The organism is Paenibacillus solanacearum (assembly GCF_910593845.1).
GTDB classification, from domain to species: Bacteria; Bacillota; Bacilli; order Paenibacillales; family NBRC-103111; genus Paenibacillus_G; species Paenibacillus_G solanacearum.
In genome coordinates, this window is the sequence record NZ_CAJVAS010000010.1 from 59,009 (window position 1) to 75,912 (window position 16,904).

Annotated in this window: 18 protein-coding genes and 1 other RNA gene; 9 read left to right on the forward strand and 10 right to left on the reverse strand. The window is 52.9% G+C overall.

Annotated elements, in window-relative coordinates:
- Window positions 1-38: 38 nt before the first annotated feature.
- Window positions 39-1,427 carry an ammonium transporter gene (locus KXG62_RS13250; RefSeq protein ID WP_218092456.1) on the reverse strand — a complete coding sequence of 463 codons (1,389 nt, stop codon included), beginning with the start codon at window positions 1,425-1,427 and terminating at the stop codon, window positions 39-41.
- Window positions 1,428-1,847: 420 nt separating this feature from the next.
- Between KXG62_RS13250 and KXG62_RS13255 the strand changes: the two genes are divergently transcribed.
- Window positions 1,848-2,279, forward strand: a complete 432-nt coding sequence (locus KXG62_RS13255; RefSeq protein ID WP_218092457.1) for a MerR family transcriptional regulator — start codon at window positions 1,848-1,850, stop codon at window positions 2,277-2,279.
- A 29-nt stretch (window positions 2,280-2,308) separates the two neighbouring features.
- Complete coding sequence (locus KXG62_RS13260) at window positions 2,309-2,995, forward strand: zinc metallopeptidase (protein WP_218092458.1); 687 nt, start codon at window positions 2,309-2,311, stop codon at window positions 2,993-2,995.
- Between the two features lie 83 nt (window positions 2,996-3,078).
- On the opposite strand, the gene KXG62_RS13265 is transcribed toward KXG62_RS13260, so the two are convergent.
- The 3 genes from KXG62_RS13265 to KXG62_RS13275 all read right to left on the reverse strand — a co-directional run bounded on the left by KXG62_RS13265 (window position 3,079) and on the right by KXG62_RS13275 (window position 5,996).
- Complete coding sequence (locus tag KXG62_RS13265) at window positions 3,079-3,381, reverse strand: putative quinol monooxygenase (protein WP_218092459.1); 303 nt, start codon at window positions 3,379-3,381, stop codon at window positions 3,079-3,081.
- 44 nt (window positions 3,382-3,425) lie between these two features.
- Window positions 3,426-4,022, reverse strand: a complete 597-nt coding sequence (locus KXG62_RS13270; protein WP_218092460.1) for a YdeI/OmpD-associated family protein — start codon at window positions 4,020-4,022, stop codon at window positions 3,426-3,428.
- Between the two features lie 138 nt (window positions 4,023-4,160).
- Window positions 4,161-5,996 (reverse strand): ABC transporter substrate-binding protein, encoded by a 1,836-nt coding sequence (locus KXG62_RS13275; RefSeq protein ID WP_218092461.1) that lies wholly within the window; start codon window positions 5,994-5,996, stop codon window positions 4,161-4,163.
- A gap of 155 nt (window positions 5,997-6,151) precedes the next feature.
- On the opposite strand from KXG62_RS13275, the gene KXG62_RS13280 reads away from it, so the two are divergent.
- Window positions 6,152-6,298: a hypothetical protein gene (locus KXG62_RS13280; protein WP_218092462.1), complete on the forward strand. Its 147-nt coding sequence runs from the start codon at window positions 6,152-6,154 to the stop codon at window positions 6,296-6,298.
- 43 nt (window positions 6,299-6,341) lie between these two features.
- On the opposite strand, the gene gltC is transcribed toward KXG62_RS13280, so the two are convergent.
- Window positions 6,342-7,232, reverse strand: coding sequence for a glutamate biosynthesis transcriptional regulator GltC (gltC, locus tag KXG62_RS13285; RefSeq protein WP_218092463.1), 891 nt, complete (start codon window positions 7,230-7,232; stop codon window positions 6,342-6,344).
- 113 nt (window positions 7,233-7,345) lie between these two features.
- Between gltC and tpx the strand changes: the two genes are divergently transcribed.
- Entirely contained in the window at window positions 7,346-7,849 is a 504-nt protein-coding gene (gene tpx, locus KXG62_RS13290) for a thiol peroxidase (RefSeq protein WP_218092464.1), read from the forward strand.
- Window positions 7,850-7,909: 60 nt separating this feature from the next.
- Here tpx and KXG62_RS13295 read toward each other — a convergent pair whose 3' ends face one another.
- The gene (locus KXG62_RS13295; protein ID WP_218092465.1) at window positions 7,910-8,299 is read right to left on the reverse strand and encodes a DUF1499 domain-containing protein; all 390 of its coding nucleotides are present in this window, start codon (window positions 8,297-8,299) and stop codon (window positions 7,910-7,912) included.
- Between the two features lie 333 nt (window positions 8,300-8,632).
- Here KXG62_RS13295 and xylB point away from each other — a divergent pair, with 333 nt between their 5' ends.
- Window positions 8,633-10,156: a xylulokinase gene (xylB, locus tag KXG62_RS13300; protein WP_218092466.1), complete on the forward strand. Its 1,524-nt coding sequence runs from the start codon at window positions 8,633-8,635 to the stop codon at window positions 10,154-10,156.
- 125 nt (window positions 10,157-10,281) lie between these two features.
- Here xylB and fsa read toward each other — a convergent pair whose 3' ends face one another.
- The 3 genes from fsa to KXG62_RS13315 all read right to left on the reverse strand — a co-directional run bounded on the left by fsa (window position 10,282) and on the right by KXG62_RS13315 (window position 12,122).
- Window positions 10,282-10,938, reverse strand: a complete 657-nt coding sequence (gene fsa, locus KXG62_RS13305) for a fructose-6-phosphate aldolase (RefSeq protein WP_218092593.1) — start codon at window positions 10,936-10,938, stop codon at window positions 10,282-10,284.
- A gap of 43 nt (window positions 10,939-10,981) precedes the next feature.
- Window positions 10,982-11,162, reverse strand: a non-coding RNA gene (gene ssrS / locus KXG62_RS13310) — 6S RNA.
- Between the two features lie 84 nt (window positions 11,163-11,246).
- Complete coding sequence (locus tag KXG62_RS13315) at window positions 11,247-12,122, reverse strand: YesL family protein (protein ID WP_218092467.1); 876 nt, start codon at window positions 12,120-12,122, stop codon at window positions 11,247-11,249.
- A 172-nt stretch (window positions 12,123-12,294) separates the two neighbouring features.
- On the opposite strand from KXG62_RS13315, the gene KXG62_RS13320 reads away from it, so the two are divergent.
- On the forward strand, window positions 12,295-12,390 hold the full coding sequence (locus KXG62_RS13320; protein WP_218092468.1) for a sporulation protein YjcZ: 96 nt from the start codon (window positions 12,295-12,297) through the stop codon (window positions 12,388-12,390).
- 156 nt (window positions 12,391-12,546) lie between these two features.
- On the opposite strand, the gene cshA is transcribed toward KXG62_RS13320, so the two are convergent.
- The gene (gene cshA, locus KXG62_RS13325) at window positions 12,547-14,136 is read right to left on the reverse strand and encodes a degradosome RNA helicase CshA (RefSeq protein WP_218092469.1); all 1,590 of its coding nucleotides are present in this window, start codon (window positions 14,134-14,136) and stop codon (window positions 12,547-12,549) included.
- Between the two features lie 294 nt (window positions 14,137-14,430).
- Here cshA and KXG62_RS13330 point away from each other — a divergent pair, with 294 nt between their 5' ends.
- From KXG62_RS13330 to KXG62_RS13340, 3 genes are all read left to right on the forward strand, one after another.
- Window positions 14,431-14,967, forward strand: a complete 537-nt coding sequence (locus KXG62_RS13330; protein WP_218092470.1) for a DUF4178 domain-containing protein — start codon at window positions 14,431-14,433, stop codon at window positions 14,965-14,967.
- Between the two features lie 78 nt (window positions 14,968-15,045).
- Window positions 15,046-15,852, forward strand: a complete 807-nt coding sequence (locus KXG62_RS13335; RefSeq protein ID WP_218092471.1) for a DUF4247 domain-containing protein — start codon at window positions 15,046-15,048, stop codon at window positions 15,850-15,852.
- Between the two features lie 172 nt (window positions 15,853-16,024).
- The gene (locus tag KXG62_RS13340; protein ID WP_218092472.1) at window positions 16,025-16,861 is read left to right on the forward strand and encodes a YitT family protein; all 837 of its coding nucleotides are present in this window, start codon (window positions 16,025-16,027) and stop codon (window positions 16,859-16,861) included.
- Window positions 16,862-16,904 lie beyond the last annotated feature (43 nt).

The window sequence follows — 16,904 nt, forward strand, 5'->3', positions numbered from 1 at the left end:
CCCCTTTATTTGTAGTTAATTGTAGATAGGGTCTTCCACTAAACCGAGTTCGAAGTGCCCCCCGGCGTTTTCCTCATTTGTTCGGGATACCCGTACGTTCCGTGTTCGGACAAGTCCAGACCGGTAATCTCTTCTTCCTCGGTAACGCGCAGGCCGATCGTCGCTTGGATAACGTACAATATAATGTAGGAAAGCACCAGCACGAACAGGAATGCGCCAAATACGCCAAGGGCCTGCACGCCCAGCTGCTCCAAGCCGCCTCCGTATAGCAAACCAGCCTTGCCAACGCCGACCTTCTCCGCAAGCTCCGGCGTAGCGAAGATCCCCGTCGAGAGCGTTCCCCAAATCCCGGCGATCCCGTGCACGGAGAACGCGTAGATGGGATCGTCGACGCCGGCCTTCTCGAACCACTGCGCCGTGAAGAACGTCAGGATGCCGGAGATCGCTCCGATGATGATCGCATCGCGCGGCGTAACGAAGGCGCAGGACGCGGTGATCGCCACCAGTGCGGCCAGCACGCCGTTCAGCATGCTCGGAACGTCCGCCTTCCCGAAGTAGATCCAGGATACGACTAGCGCGGCTACAGCGCCGGCCGAAGCGGCCAAATTCGTCGTAAGCGCAATGTATCCGAAGAAGCCGTCGTTCATCGCGCTGAGCGTCGAGCCGGGGTTGAAGCCGAACCAGCCGATCCAAAGAATGATGACCCCGAGCACGGACAGCACCTGGTTATGGCCAGGAATCAGGTTTGGCGTGTTGTCTTTATTGTATTTGCCGATCCGCGGCTTGAGCAGCAGTGTGGCAACCAGCGCCGCGGTTGCGCCCTGCAGGTGGACGACCGTCGAACCGGCGAAATCCTGCATGCCGATTTGGGACAGCCAGCCTCCGCCCCATACCCAGTGAGCTACAATCGGATAGACGAGTACAGTGTATAAAATGCCGAAGATGAAGTAAACCGGCAGCTTGCCGCGTTCCGCGAAGCCGCCCCACGCAATCGCCAGCGATACGCCGGCAAAAGCGAGCTGGAACAAAAATTTAATCGCGATCGGGACATCCGAGAACGACAGAGAACTGAACGCCGCTTGCGCCTGCTCCTCCGTTCCGTCGACGAAGAAGCCCGTCGTTCCGAAAAATCCATTGCCGTCGCCGAAGGCGAAACCGAAGCCGATCGCCCAGAACGCAATGGCGCACAAGCCGAAGGTGAGCACGGTCTTGCCTGCGACGTGACCGGCGTTTTTCATCCGGGTCGAACCTGCTTCGAGCAAAGCGAAGCCGGCTTGCATGAAGATGACGAGAATGGCCGCTAACATAACCCATACCGCATCGATCGCGCCTTGCAGCTGAGCGGGTGTTGCGTCGTCAGCAGCGAATGCCATCGCCGGCATGAATGCTGACATAAAGCCCATGGATAACAATAACTTTTTAACCATGTTGACCACTCCCTCACAAATGTTAATTTATATAACATTTATTGAAATTCTTAATGTCATTATAATACAGTTCTTTTAATTTGCAACATGTTGATCATAAAAAAATGAAGAAAATGCGAAAAATAATCTAACGCGAATATAACATAATTCAGATTTCCTCCATGATGCTTGTTCAACCCTGCTCTTAAACCATCTTTTTCTCGCGCGAATGTCTTCCAATGATCGTGGCGATCCGGGTTCGACCAACTGCCATGCAGCGCGGAAAGCGCATGTTGAAAGTTTATGCCGCCGCTCCAACCCCGTGTCATTCGATATGGAAAGCATAACGTTTGACTGTATGGTTTGGATTCAGGTATCATTAATACTAACGAGACGAAAGACTACATATTAATAGGTAAAGAGGTGATGGGACATGGGGATATGAGACTGTACAAAATCGGTGAGCTGGCCCGCTTATCGGAAGTCAGTCCCAGAACAATCGACTACTACACGAAGCTCGGGCTGATCGAACCGGAATCCAGATCGGAAACAAATTATCGTCTGTATAGCGATGAAACTTTAGCGCGACTGAAACGTATTGAACATATGAAAAGGGAGAAGTATACCTTGGAGGAAATCAAGGCAAGCCTATCGCGTATAAATAAGGTTAGCCGAGATGAAATCGTGACAGATAAGCTTACATCATTGCAGCTGCTGCTGAACCAGCTTGAAAAAGAAGCGAAGGAAGTAGGGCCGCTGCTCGAGAAGCTTAAGCCTTCACAGATGAAAAATCTGCACAAGATGTTGACGCCGCCTGCGGCGGCCTGCATTGAAGCGCTTCTGTTGCTGCTAGGTAAAGGGCCCCTTTCCTAATAAACATAATATATGGAGGAATGGATTCTATGTGGTTTCATCCGATGGATTACTTGATCTTCATCGCCTTCGGACTGTCGATCTGGGCTCAGTTCCGCGTAAAGGGGACATTCGGCAAATGGTCCGACGTGCCTGTTGCGTCCGGAATGACAGGATACGACGCCGCACGCCGCCTGCTGGACGCGAACGGACTGTATGACGTGCCCGTCGAACCGGTGCCGGGTGCATTGACGGACCATTACGACCCGATCGCCCGTGCCGTGAGGCTGTCGGAGCCGGTCTACTACGAAAACTCGATATCGGCCGTATCCGTCGCATGTCATGAGGTCGGCCACGCCATACAGCATAAAGTGCACTATCCTATGCTCGTGTTGCGTCACCGCATGTTCCCGGCGGTCAACTTCACTTCCGGCGTTGCGCCGCTGCTGATTATTGCCGGCTTGATCTTCCAACAATTCAACTTCTTGCTTGGCCTCGGGATTTTGTTCTTCTCCGCGGCGGTAGCGTTCCAGCTCGTTACGCTGCCGGTCGAGTTCAACGCCAGCAACCGGGCCCGCGACCTGATGATTTCCGAAGGCTTCATCACCAACGACGAAGAACGCGGCGTAGCCAAAGTGCTGAACGCTGCCGCGCTTACCTACGTAGCCGCAGCGCTGATCTCCTTGCTGGAGCTCATCAAGTATATTATGATCTTCACCAACCGCAGCGACGATTAAGGATACGCCCATAGTAAAAAAGACCGCTCAAGTGCGGTCTTTTTTACTACCTTGCAAAGACAGCGAATCATTCGCAAGCCGGGCTACGCACCCTTGCCCCCGAGCGGCTTAAGCCGAACCGGTTCGGCTCCCGCGATCAGGGGCATGGCGCGTCGAATCATCGCGGCTGCCTCCTCGCCCTGCAGCGAAGCGTCATGCGCTGCCTGATCGCTCCATAGCTCTGTTACCCAAATCGTATCCGGGTCTTCCTCGGAGATGTTGACGATGTACAGTTCGCAGTCCTCCACAGTCCTGCATTGCTCCGCCGCTTCCAGCAATATTTCAGCCAGAGCCTCGCCCTTGCCCGGGTGCGCCTTGAATTTAACGTACGCCGCAAACTTACTCATCTTCATCCACCTCTCCTTATCGCACTTCGCAGCGCTTGCCGCGTTTACGATTTCGTCGGATAAATCTTCTCGCCTTTTTCCAGCATTTCGATAAATTGCCGTATACGCCGCTCACGGGTCTCCTGCTTCTTAACCTGGTGAATGCGGAATTTGATCGCATACTGGTTCTGCTTGTCCAGACTGTCATAGAATGCTTTGGCCGGCGGACTCGCTTCCAGTGCAGCCGCCAAATCGTCCGGGATCTCAGCCGTGCTTTGCGAAGCGTAGGCCTTGTCCCACTGCCCATTGCGCTTCGCTTCGTCGATCGCGGCAAGGCCTGCCGCCTTCATTCGCCCTTCGGCAATCAGCCGTTCCACTTTATCCTTGTTCACCTTGGACCAAATGCTTTTCGGTTTCCGCGGAGTGAAACGCTGTACCCACGTCTTGTCGTCGTATGCTTCTTTTTGACTGTCGATCCACCCGTAGCATAACGCACATTCCAACGCTTCGGCATACGTAACGGAGTCCATGCCCGCATCCTTTTTGGCCATCCTCAGCCTTATGCCCGGCGAATCGGCATGGTGCCGCTCAAGCCACTGCTCGAATTCCGTCTGATCGCGGCAATACAATACCGGCAGCTCGTTATCCTTTTTTGTCGTCATCTCTCATCCCCCAATCTGAGTCAGAAACGTTCGATTGCGGAAGCTTATCACTTCTTCAGATTACATGAACTTCCCTGACAGCTGCAGTCAGTGGATACTGCAATCTCAGCATTTGTTGCTCAGCTTGCATTCTAACATTTATTCCGCCCCAGCCGCATTCGCCGTCTGTCCCGTTGTCGGCTCAAACCATAATTCGCGAAACTGCACCCATCCGATTGCATTGAGCGACACGTTTTTCAACGACGGGTGGAATACGGTACGCTGTGTATGCTGAAATAAGAACAGCACATACACCTGCTCCGTAACCAGGCTGCGCAGCCGGTTCAAATAGGTGCCGCGGATGACCGAGGAGCCTTCCTGGTACAGCCTGCGGATCAACCAGTCGGTCTGCTGTTGCATTTCCGTACCGAGATGCGCCCTGACATGGCAACTCGCCGCCAAAAAAAGCTCAATCACCGAAAGTTCCAAGTCCTGCTCGACCACATTGCGGCATAGGCAAAAATGCGATTGATGAATCTGCCGCATTCGATGCTCCACATTTTTGGTACTATCCATCTGCCGCAATTCCATTCGAATGCCCAGCTCGGAAAGCTGCTCCCGAATGCTCTCCGCAATGTTCCGGAAGTTGGACGAGTACGTCAGGAGCAGCGTCTCACCCTTGTACCCGCTTCTTGCCAAACATTGTCTCGCCGTCATCGGATCGTATTGATCATCCGTGTCGCTGTGCTCACGGGACAGCTCGTGAAACCATTTGGCCAGGGAGACTTCCCCCATCCCCGACACATTCAGCTGCTTCCGGTCGAGCCCGTGAAGAAACGCTTTCCGAAAATATACATTTTGCTGCGGACCGGGCAAATCCATGTTGAACGTAACAAAACTGCAATCGCGCCCGATCGTTTCGATTGCCTGCCAATCGTTCGGGACTTCTCCGTCAATATGGCACTGATAATGCATTTGGTACGATGGCGCGGACAAATGGCTGGCCTTGCGCTCAAGCTCCGGCGTAAACCAAATTTCGATCCGGTCCAGATGAGCTCTCCGGTCGAAATACCGCGGGAACGCCTCCAGCACAAGCATGCTGTCATCATTGCGGACCACCTTGAACGGTCCGGTTCCAACCGGCATCCGCCGAAACCGGCTCCCCATCTCCTGAACGGCATCCGCCGGCACGATGGAAGCGCGGTCCAAGCTCAGATGATGCAAAAACAGCGGATTCGCTTTATTGAGAACAATTCGCAGCGCATATTTATCCAGTATCTCTATGCGTCCCACGTCAGTGAACAGCCAGTGAAACGGCGAGCCCTGCTCTTCGTTCTTGATTCGTTCCAGCGTAAATTTCACGTCCGATGACGTCATTTCTTTGCCATGGTGGAAATAAACGCCCTTCCGCAGGTAAAACGTCCATTCCGTCTCTTTATTCGAGCTGGTCCAGTAGTGCGCCAAGTTGCCTTCGATCATATCTGTCTTTTCATTATATTTGACAAGCACTTCGAAAATTTGCTGGACCATGTGGCATTCTACGACATACGTAATAAAGGCCGGATCCAGCGTTTCAATCGGTTTGCTGAATGGAAGCCGCAGCGTGTCGGTTTTTTGCTCGTTCTTCATCTCGGGACTGAACCCGAAATGCATGTCAAGCCAGTACACGAATTGATCTTTAATGGAAGGAAGGTATGAATGCTCGTCGAGATAAGCAAAGGCTTGCTGAATGTCGCCCCGTTCCACAAACGCTTGAGCGCTCTCAAGCACAACGGCTTCGCTTTGAGCCAAAAACACGAGCCTGGAGCGATGGCCTCTCCCTCGGCCGGGGAACCACCGGATCCACCCGGACTCCTCCATGCGCCGAAGCACCAGGTTTACATTGCGGCCGGTGCAGTGAAACAGCTCCGTCAGCTCGCCCATCGTAATTTCGATTTCATCACCTTCCATCGAATGGGGATAGCGCTTTCGTAATTTCATGTAGTAATGGTCCATCGCCGCGATCCTCCCGTAAAAGATGAAAGTGTCAAAATTAATGCTACACTTTTTGTTCATCTTTATCAAGCTATAATAAAAGTATAAACCGATGAAACAAGAGCCGCCGAGCCCGCCCCTTCCGCTCACAGCCGCTCAACAGGAGGAAAGGAACCATGATGAATCTGTTCGAACTGGAAATGCAAATGAAAGAAAATATTCGGCAAGCCGACCGAAAAGCAAAAAGCACCTTGTATGCAAAGGTGCCGCTGATGGATTGGCTGCTCGGCACCGCGGCCGCCAGCCTGATGTTCATTCTATAGATTACCGGAGACGGAAGCTCTCCGGTTTTTTTATTGCCCATCGCTATTTGTCGCGGAAGAAGTCGAGCAAAAAACGCTGAAACACGCCGGCAACAAGCGGCAGCTTTTCGCTGCTGCGGTGAATCAGACCTACGCTCCGCGTAACTTGCGGATCGACGACCCGTACTTTCGCCGGCTGCAGCTCGCTGATCTCGGTAAGCGCCATTTCGGGCAGCAGGCTGACGCCCATTCCCGCCGCGACCAGACCGCGGATCGTATCGGTCTCCTCTCCTTCGAACCCGATCTGCGGCGTAAAGCCTGCCTTGGCGCATGCTTCAAGCACGATGGAGCGCAGTGAGTATTCCTCACTGAACATAACGAAGGATTCGTCCTTCAGCTGCTCGAGCCGGATTTGCTTGTACTCCGACAGCAGATGGCCTTGCGGCAAAATCGCGTACAGCTCCTCCTGCAGCAGCAGCTCGCCGCAGACGCGGTCATGCTTCTCTGGAAAAGGTGAAATGAAGGCGAGGTCAATTTCGCCTTTCACCACATCGCGAATCAAGCTGTTATAGGTGCCCTGCCGAAGTCGGAACTTGACGCCGGGATGCGATTTGCGGAAGTGCGCCACGACGGTCGGCAGCAAATAAATGCCGAGGCTGTGCGGAAATCCGATGCGAATCTCTCCATGCTCCGGATCAAGGTATTCGTGTATTTCATTAACCGCCCGCTCCAGATCGGTAAGAATGCCTTCCACACGGCTCAGGAACAGCTTGCCGACAGCAGTCAGCTGCAAGTTGCGGCCCTTCTGTACGAAAAGCTGCACTCCGAGCTCTTCTTCGAGCTGATGAATTTGTCTGCTGACCGCGGATTGCGCGACGTGAAGCTCCTCCGCCGCCTGGGTGACGTGTTGTTTACGGGCTACTTTCACAAAATATTGCAGCTGTCTTAGTTCCACGAACGCTACTTCCTTTCCTATCCTCCATTGGACAAGTTCCTTGTGAAAAGCTTATAATAAAAAGCGGTGGAATACCAATCATTCCTATACATTTGAAGGAGGTCCATGTACATATGGCACAAGCTACATTCAAAGGCAACCCGATTACATTGATCGGACCCGAACTGAAAGCCGGAGATAAAGCTCCGAACTTCACTATTAGCAAAAACTTGCTTGAAACGGCTTCTCTTTCCGACTATGCAGGAAAAGTAAAGCTGATCAGCGTGGTACCTTCTCTCGATACAGGCGTTTGTGACGCGCAAACGCGCCGTTTTAACGAAGAAGCAGCTAAGCTCGGCGACAACGTAGTCGTGCTTACGGTCAGCGTAGACTTGCCGTTCGCTCAATCCCGCTGGTGCGGCGCTGCCGGCATCGACAAAGTCGTCACGCTGTCCGACTACAAGGATCGCTCCTTCGGTAAAGCATACGGCGTACTGATCGAAGAGTTCCAGCTCGACATGAGATCGATCTTCGTCATCGATGCGAACGACACGATTCAATACGTCGAATACTTGAAAGAAATGACGGAGCATCCGAACTACGAAGCGGCTGTCGAAGCCGTTAAGAAATTAGTTTAATCGGACGCACATGCAAAAACAGCGGGGAGCCGCCAAAGCTCCCACGCTGTTTTTTTGTTGCTAATTATTTATTTTATGAGCAGCGAGCTTCTTATCGATATGCTTGTAAATATCAAGAATCGTGCGGTAGTTGGAGCCCAAGTCGCCCAGCGAACCGCGAGAGGCCGAATAAATATCGACCGCCGTCTTCAGCGGGTTAATCGAAAAGAGCGTTACCGTAATATCCTGCGTCCTGCCGGTAATCGTTCGTTTCTCTACGACAATCTCCCCTACGTTTCTCACTTCGTGAAGCAATTTGTACCCGTTCAATTTTTTAAACATGTTGATGATTTCATCCCAAGCCTGATCCATGGAGATTTTATAGTACCGGGTTTTCAAAGCCGGGTCTTTTGCCTTCTCTCCTGTTGTTTCAGCGCTGCGTATGAGTCCGATTAAGGTTCGCTTTAACAAAGCCTTCCCTCCTATAAGTTCTGCGCTTCCAGCAAAACTGCTTCGTCAGCATGGTCTGTGAGGTTGTATAAACCCGGGCTAACGCTATCCTTTATGATAACATTGTTTGCTAAGAAGAGAAAGAGGAAATGGGCAATTCGTTACGATTTTTGTAACAAATCCAGGCAGCAAGGGCAAAAACCGCATGCCCTCAATAGGGAGACAAAAAAACAATGGGCGGCAGGAATTCGCTAACATTGTGCGAATATAGTAAATCATGTATTTGTTTAATTAATAAACAAAGTTTGTGAATCAGCCTTGATTCCGAAAATAAAGCTTGTATGAGGTGATGGCATGACGTATTTTTTGGGCATTGATTTAGGCACATCGGCAGTGAAATGTTTGCTGGTCGACGAAGCCGGAACCGTGAGAACAAGCCACAGCGTCGAATATCCGCTGCTCCAGCCGCAGCCGGGCTGGGCGGAGCAGCATCCCGAAGATTGGTGGAACGGCACGGCCGACTGCATTCGCGCGCTTCTCGCCAAGGCGGGTGTCAGCGGCGAGGAAGTCGCAGGCGTCGGTCTGTCCGGCCAAATGCACGGCTCGGTGTTCCTCGATGCCGATCTGGACGTCGTCCGGCCGGCGCTGTTGTGGTGCGACCAGCGCACCGCCGCCGAATGCGACTGGATCGAGCGGACGATCGGCAAGGAAGCGCTCGGCCGGCTGACCGGCAACCGGGCACTGACCGGCTTTACGGCGCCGAAGGTCGTCTGGCTCCGCAACCATGAGCCGGTGCATTACAAGCGCACGTCGCACTTGATGCTGCCGAAGGACTACGTCCGCCTGCGACTGACCGGCGCCTTCGGCATGGATCTCGCCGACGCCAGCGGAACGCTGCTGCTTGACGTGGCCGGCCGCCGCTGGTCGCAGGAAGTGCTGGAACGGCTGGACATTCCTGCGGAATGGCTGCCGCCGCTCTACGAGAGCAACGCCGTGGCCGGCCAAGTGCTGCCGGAAGCGGCAAGCCGCACGGGCCTGGCCGCCGGCACGCCGGTCGTCGCCGGCGGCGGCGATCAGGCCTGCGGCGCCGTCGGCGTCGGCGTCGTCTCCGGCGGCATCGCCTCCGTCGCGCTCGGCACATCCGGCGTCGTCTTCGTGCACGACGATGCGTACGAGGCCGATCCGGAGTGCCGGCTGCATTCGTTTTGTCACGGCGTGCCGGGCAAATGGCATCGCATGGGCGTGATGCTGGCGGCCGGCGGCTCGTTCCAATGGTGGAAAAACCATTTCGCCTACGAGGAGCTGCAGCAGGCCGCTGCGGAAGGCCGCGACGTATACGAGGTTTTGACCGCGCTGGCGCAAAATGCCCCGCTTGGCAGCGAAGGACTGCTGTTCCTTCCCTATTTGACCGGGGAGCGGACACCGCACCCCGATCCGAAAGCACGCGGCGGCTTTATCGGCCTCAATCTGCGGCATACGAAAGCCCATCTGACGCGCGCCGTACTGGAAGGCATTACATTCGGGCTGCGCGATTCGCTGGAGCTGGTGAAGCAGTCCGGCATCGAAATCCGCGAGCTGCGGGTTAACGGCGGCGGGGCGCGCAGCGTGTTCTGGCGACAAATGATCGCCGATATTTTCGGTTATCCGGTCGTTACGGTCAACTCGACGGACGGGCCGGCTTATGGCGCCGCCGTTATGGCTGCTTCCGGCGTCCTGCAGAAAGATATTCCGTCGCTGTGCGAGCAGTGGATTCGCGTTGTGGATCGAGTCGAGCCGAACCCGGCGAATCAGGCGCGCTACGAAGCGTATTATGACGTATACCGGTCGCTGTACGGGACGTTAAGGGATACGTTCCACCGGCTTCACGAGCTGGTCTAAGCCAATCATGCAACATCCAATAAAAAAGCAGCGCCTGCGCTCCCCATTCCGGGAACGACAAGCGCTGCTCTTTTTTAATTACATATATCGTATAAGGAAACGCATTGCGGCGAGGCTTGGCCTTCTTAGAAGGATGACAAGTTTGCGCCCTGCCAGTCGGCGAGGAAACGCTCGATGCCTGCATCCGTCAACGGATGCTTCGCCATTTGCTGGATTACTTTATAAGGAACCGTCGCGATATCCGCGCCGAGCAGCGCCGCTTCAATGACATGCGGTGTCGTGCGTACGCTTGCGGTAATGATTTCGGAAGCAATGTTGTGCACTTTAAAGATTGTGCTGATCTCCTCGATCAGCTTCATGCCCACTTGGTTAATGTCGTCCAGACGGCCGACAAACGGCGATACGTATGTAGCGCCAGCGCGCGCGGCAAGCAGTGCTTGCGGGGAGCTGAAAATGAGCGTAACATTTGTTTTGATCCCGAGTTTCGCGAACTGATTCGTCGCTTTCAATCCATCTTCGGTCATCGGAATTTTGACGACGATGCTTTCGCCCAGATCGGCGAGCTTCTTGCCTTGCTCTACCATTTCATCGGCTTTCAAGCTGATGACTTCCGCGCTGATCGGCAAATTGCCTACGATCGACACGATTTCCTTTACTGTTGCAAAAAAATCTTTTCCTTCTTTCGCAATCAGCGACGGGTTGGTTGTAACGCCGGCAATGACGCCAAGCTCATGCGCCTTACGGATCTCATCCACGTTCGCTGTATCGATGAACAGCTTCATTTCTAACACCCTTTCTCCTATGTATACGACCATTTCAGCACAAAAAAAACCCGCAAATGCCGTCCGATTTCTTGTTTCAAACCCGCTCTCGCAGGTGGGTGTCCGCAGAATCGGTTTTGAAGTCCCTTTTCGAGGGCATGTCAGCCGCGATTCAATATAGGTCTCCCAAGAAACAGTCATTGGTTCAAAACAACTGAAAACCGAAACGTACATCGCAGGATTTTGTTGTAACTACATTATAGTGGTTTCACCCAGGAAAGTAAACCTCATCAAGCCATAATTGTAATGGAATTGACGGAAAATCACGGCTATTCCTTCTTCCTAGTATGCTCCGATTCCCGAATGTCATTCTCCGGCGAGGCCGTTCTTTCCGCCTGTGCATCCCCAGCTTCTCCCGATTGCAACGCTCTCGGTTCGTCCGAAGATTCCGGCTCGTCCGTTCCGCCGCCCTGCTTCTGCTCCTCGGCCTCCGCTTCCTTCTCCAGCAGTTCCTGCTGCTTCATCTGCAGTTTACCGAAGATCAGATTAAAATGCCAGAACGACACGATCGCGATCAAGCTTCCCATAAAAAACGGAATCAAAAAGGTGAACTTGAAGAAGCTGACGTACACAATGACGCCGATTAGCACAATAAGCGACAAGGAACGAATCGGACTGCCGATCGTGATCAGCAGCGCACTTTTCATGATTTGCAGCAGCTTCATGTGCAAATGCGACAAGATCGAGAAAAAGTGAAACAGCGAGATCGTCAAAATGACGGAAAGCGACAGTACCAGAAAGCGAAGGACGCCGAACACACTGGTCTGGCCGCCGTAAAACGAGTAGTTCGTATATAAAATAACGCCCAGAATGAGATAAATGAACCCCCCGAGCATGCTTTGCAAAAAGTTGCTTTTGTAGCCGCGGAAAAACGTTTTGAGCAGCGGCGCATCCTCCTCGCCCGTTAGCCATTTGCGAGCGACGCTAAACATGGCGGTCGTGGAAGGAAACAACGTAAACGGCGAGATCACGCACATCAAGAAAAGCATCTGGAACACTTGATCCGATGTTTGCGCTTGCAGCAGGATCAAGCCGAGGAAAAAAAACGGAGCGGCGCAGAGCACCCAAAGCAAGTTGATGACGGATAGCCGCATGATCCATTCCGTTATGCGGTATACTCCACCCATTAATCCACGAAATTCCAATCGTTTGTCCCCCTTATTTGGCAGCTGTCGAGTAACTCGTTGTCATTGCGATATAATATCCATTATAGCCTATTTCGGGTGATCTAGGTACCCGTCTATACCGTTCGCCCGTGCGGGCATATGTTGATGGTAGAATACCTAGTCAAACCAAATGAACAAGGAGGCTTATTTCATGAGTCATGTAGCGGGTGGATTTTGGACTTCCACAGGCACGATTCTCGTATTGTTTATATTGCTGGTGATCGTAAGCCGCGGGTTGCTGTACTGACAACCTCGATCGACTGATGAGCCGGCAGACGCCCGCATCCGTTATACGGCCGGGCGTCTGCCGTTTTTTTATGGAATAAGCGTACAGCATATTGCAATTCACGTACAAAAAAAGCAAGCGCGCCGTAACGAACGCGCTTGCCTCTGGCCTGACTAGTTAAACGAGCGTTTCCTCGTTTGTCCGGTTGGACGGACGGGAGTAACCACGGTCACGGTTGTCCGTACGGCCGCGGTAATCGCGGTTGTCACGGCCTCCGTCACGGCGTGAACGGTCTCCGCCGCCACCACTGCGGTCTCCACCACCGCTGCGGTAACCCCCGCGATCGCGGTCATACGGACGATCGCCGCGGCGTGCGCCGCCGGCTGTGCCGTATGGTCCGGAAGGACGGCGGCCGCTGCTGCGAACGTCCGGTCTTCTTTTCTTCGCGCGGATCGGGTCTTCCGGCGTCAGCTCGATTTCGACTTCCTTTTTGTCGCCTGTCAGCAGCTTGAGCGCAGCGGCGAGCAGGTGGACGGAGTCGTGCTGCTCCAGCAGCGAAATCGCCAAACCTTTATACTCGTTATGTTCATCTTTTTGCAAAATTTCTAGAACGCGCTCTGCAGTCATCTTTTGCTTGCCTTCGATCGCTTCGGCCAGGCTCGGCATCGGCTTGCGCGTAATGCGGTGGCGCGTAATTTTCTCGATGAAGTGCAGATGATCGATTTCACGCGGAGTTACGAACGTGTAGGCTGCGCCTTCTTTCCCTGCGCGTCCGGTACGGCCAATTCGGTGAACGTAGCTTTCCGGATCCTGCGGCAGGTCAAAGTTGATGACATGCGTCACGCCGGAAACGTCCAGACCGCGAGCCGCAACGTCGGTAGCAACAAGCACGTCGATGCTTCCGTCACGGAATTTGCGCATTACGTTATCGCGCTGATTTTGGGACAAGTCCCCGTGCAAGCCTTCAGCGGTGTAACCGCGCTTTTGCAGCGCTTCGGCAAGCTCATCGACACGGCGTTTGGTCCGTCCGAAGATGATGGCCAGATCCGGTGCTTCCATATCGATCAAACGGCACAACGCTTCGAATTTTTGACGCTCGTGAAGCTCGATGTACGCCTGGTCGATCAGCGGCGCGCTAACCTGCTTCGGAATGACGGACACATGCTCCGGATTGCGCAGGAACTGCTGTGCCAGTTTTTGGATGTTGATCGGCATCGTGGCGGAGAACAGCATCGTCTGACGCTCTTCCGGCACAAGCTTCAGGATCGCTTGAATATCGTCCATGAAGCCCATGTCAAGCATTTCGTCGGCTTCGTCCAGAATGACGGTTTGCACGTCGTCCAACTTGATCGTTTTGCGGTTGATATGATCAAGCAAACGTCCTGGTGTACCGATGATAATTTGCGGCTTTTTACGAAGTCCGCGAATTTGCTTCACGATATCTTGTCCGCCGTAGATCGGCAGGGATCGAATGCCTTTGAAACGGCCGAGCTTCTCGATCTCTTCGGCGACTTGAATAGCAAGCTCCCGCGTAGGGCACATGATAAGCGCGACGATCCGTTCTTCTTTAATATCGATTTTATTGATCAGCGGAATCCCGAAGGCGGCGGTTTTCCCTGTTCCTGTTTGTGCCTGGCCAATCAGGTCGCGGCCTTCCATTGCTACCGGGATGGCTTTATCTTGAATCGGGGTTGATTCTTCGAAGCCCATCTCTGTAATAGCGCGCAATACCTTTGGTTCCAAGCCGAATTCACTAAATGTTTTCAAATGTTTTCAGTCTCCTTTGTCTTTTAGGGTTCTCATTGTATCTATACCCTTAAGTGCGACTCCTATCTCCATATATTTCTTCTCTTCATAAACACTTCCCGAGCGTGTTTAAAAATGAACAGTTAAAGGCCGTACTTAAGAATATCTTTAGTATTATACCATAATCGGTATTCATATTCCATCCTTGTTCAAATTGAAACCCTAAAACATTTTAGATCGTATATAATAGCAATTGGATAACAAAATTGATACCATCCTTGATATCGTGGTTGTACAATGGAGGAGTGAGCATCCATGTCCATATGGAAGAGAGTAAGTTCGATTATGAAAGCCAATAAGCAGGAGCCGGAAGCAAAGCCGACGAATCCGCTGGAGGATTCGCTGGTAGGCGATATTGTCACCGTCGATCTTGAGGAATATGTCGTCTCCGGCAAGCTTACGTATTTCGACCGCGGATTTGCCCCCCACCGTTTTGCATACTATTTGCAGAACGGCAAACATATTTCATGTCTCGTCGTCGAGAAAGGCCGCTCGTATGAATGCTTCATATGCGAATTTATCGAAGGCTCGCTTGACGACCCTAACGATGTGCCTTCATCGCTTGACCTAGGCCGCGATTTTACTTATGAGCTGGAGCATAACCGCAGCGACACAGTCCGCTCCGACGGCAACACGGATTTTCGCTCGAACGACGATGTGCTGTTCTGGCGCTACTTCGGCCGAGACGACCAGTACTTCTTCCTGCAATGGCAGGACGGCAAATATGTGGCGATGGAAGGCAGCCGCACGCCTGCGGGGCAAGTCAAATTCATGAAAGGCACGCAGCGCTGACGGCTTTAAACATATCGGAATCATTGTTTCCCATCATTCACTGCTTCAGGTGCGTATACAGGAGGTGACCTTCGCATCATGAACAAAGCATACAAGTGGCTAGCCTTATTGCTCGTCTTTGCGCTTCTGGCGGGATGCGGCGACGCCGGCAGCTACGTCAAGGACAATTACTCTCTAATCGATGTCCAGGGCCAAGGCAAGAGTACGGCAAAAGTATACGTCGTGGAAGGCAAGGACGTACCTACCGTTGCCAAAGAGCTCGCGCAGCAAGAAAAACCGTCGGAAACCAGCAAAGAATCGCTCGATAATATGTTTCTCGTCTACGACAATAAAATCGTCAACGTACAAAAGGATCCAAGCAACGAAGCCAATACGCTGGTCGAGCTGGATTCCATCGAATACGCGAAGCAGAATTATGATTCTTCCTTCTTGCAAGGCTATTTGACCGCCTCCATCCTCCAATCGGTACTTGGCGGCGGATGGTTTAACTCGAGCCGAGGCTACGATTATCGCGGGTACACGTCCAGCAAGCGTTACGATGACTACGGCAAATATCAGGCGGCACCGTACCCTGCGGGTTCAAGCGGAACGGCGTCGAAAACGCCGGCTCAAACCCAGCAGCCTACGACTTCGGACCGAAAAGGCAGCTTCACCACGACACCGCCCAAATCGAGCTCATCGACGGCGCCCCCGGCTGCTTCCGGATCGACTTCGACGACAACGCCGAAATCGGGCTCGTCCGTGACGACGCCGCCCAAATCAAGCTCTTCGTCGTCATCGTCGTCCAACATTCGCCGCAATGACGGCTCGAAGCCGACGTACAAAGCGCCAACTAGCAGCAAGCCGAGCACGAGCAGCCGTTCCGGCTCATTCAAACGCAAGTAACGCCGATTGGCACAAGCAAGCTTCTCCGGGTCCGCCCAGGAAGCTTGCTTTTTTATTTCCCTCGTTCGTCACATCGCTGCGTTGCGCGGTCGACCCACCCTTCCTCCGATTTACCAGGCATTTGAATGGCCACCCCCGCAAAAGACCCATACTAGGACGGGAGGTGTCGCATATGCTGGCCATGGTTCAACGCTCCTTGACCGGAGCCGTCCTGTTCATCGTTATTGGTTCCGCCCTGATCGGAGTAAGCTTTAACTTGTTTTTAATCCCGCATCAGCTGCTGAGCGGCGGGATATCCGGCATCGCCATGATCGTCGGTTATTTTACCGATATGAACATCTCGCTGCTCTATTTCATTTTGAACTTGCCTGTTCTTGTTTGGGGTATGATCACGATCGGCCGCAAGTTTATCATTTTAAGCGTCATTTCAGTCTCATTGACCACATGGTTCATGCAGTGGCTGCCCGTCCGGCCGGTGAGTCAGGATTTGATCATGTCATCGGTTACCGGGGGGGTACTGGTAGGGCTCGGAGCCGGACTATCGATGCGTGCGGGAGGATCGACCGGCGGCTTCGACATTATCGGTTCCATCCTGACGCGCAAACGCGATTTTTCACTGGGCACCTTCTTGTTCGTGATGAACGGATTCGTCATTGTAGCCCTCGGCTATTACAAGCAAAATTGGGATTTGGCGCTATATTCGATGCTATCGATGTTTATTACAGGCAAAGTAATGGATACGATTCATATCCGGCATCTGAAGGTGACCGTGTTTATCGTAACGCGAAAAAAAGATTTGCTGCTGAGCAAAATGCATAAACTGCATCGCGGCGTTACCGTGATCCAGACGGAAGGCGGCTATATGAAGGAGCCGCAGCACATGCTGATGACTGTCACCACCCGTTACGAGCTGAATGACCTTCAGCTATTAATTCGGCAATGGGACGCGCAAGCGTTCGTCAACGTCACGCAAACGCTTGGAGTCATGGGCTTATTTCGACGTACATAATGCATATTTTGGCAGAACGATCCATAAATGTGTATAAGAGACC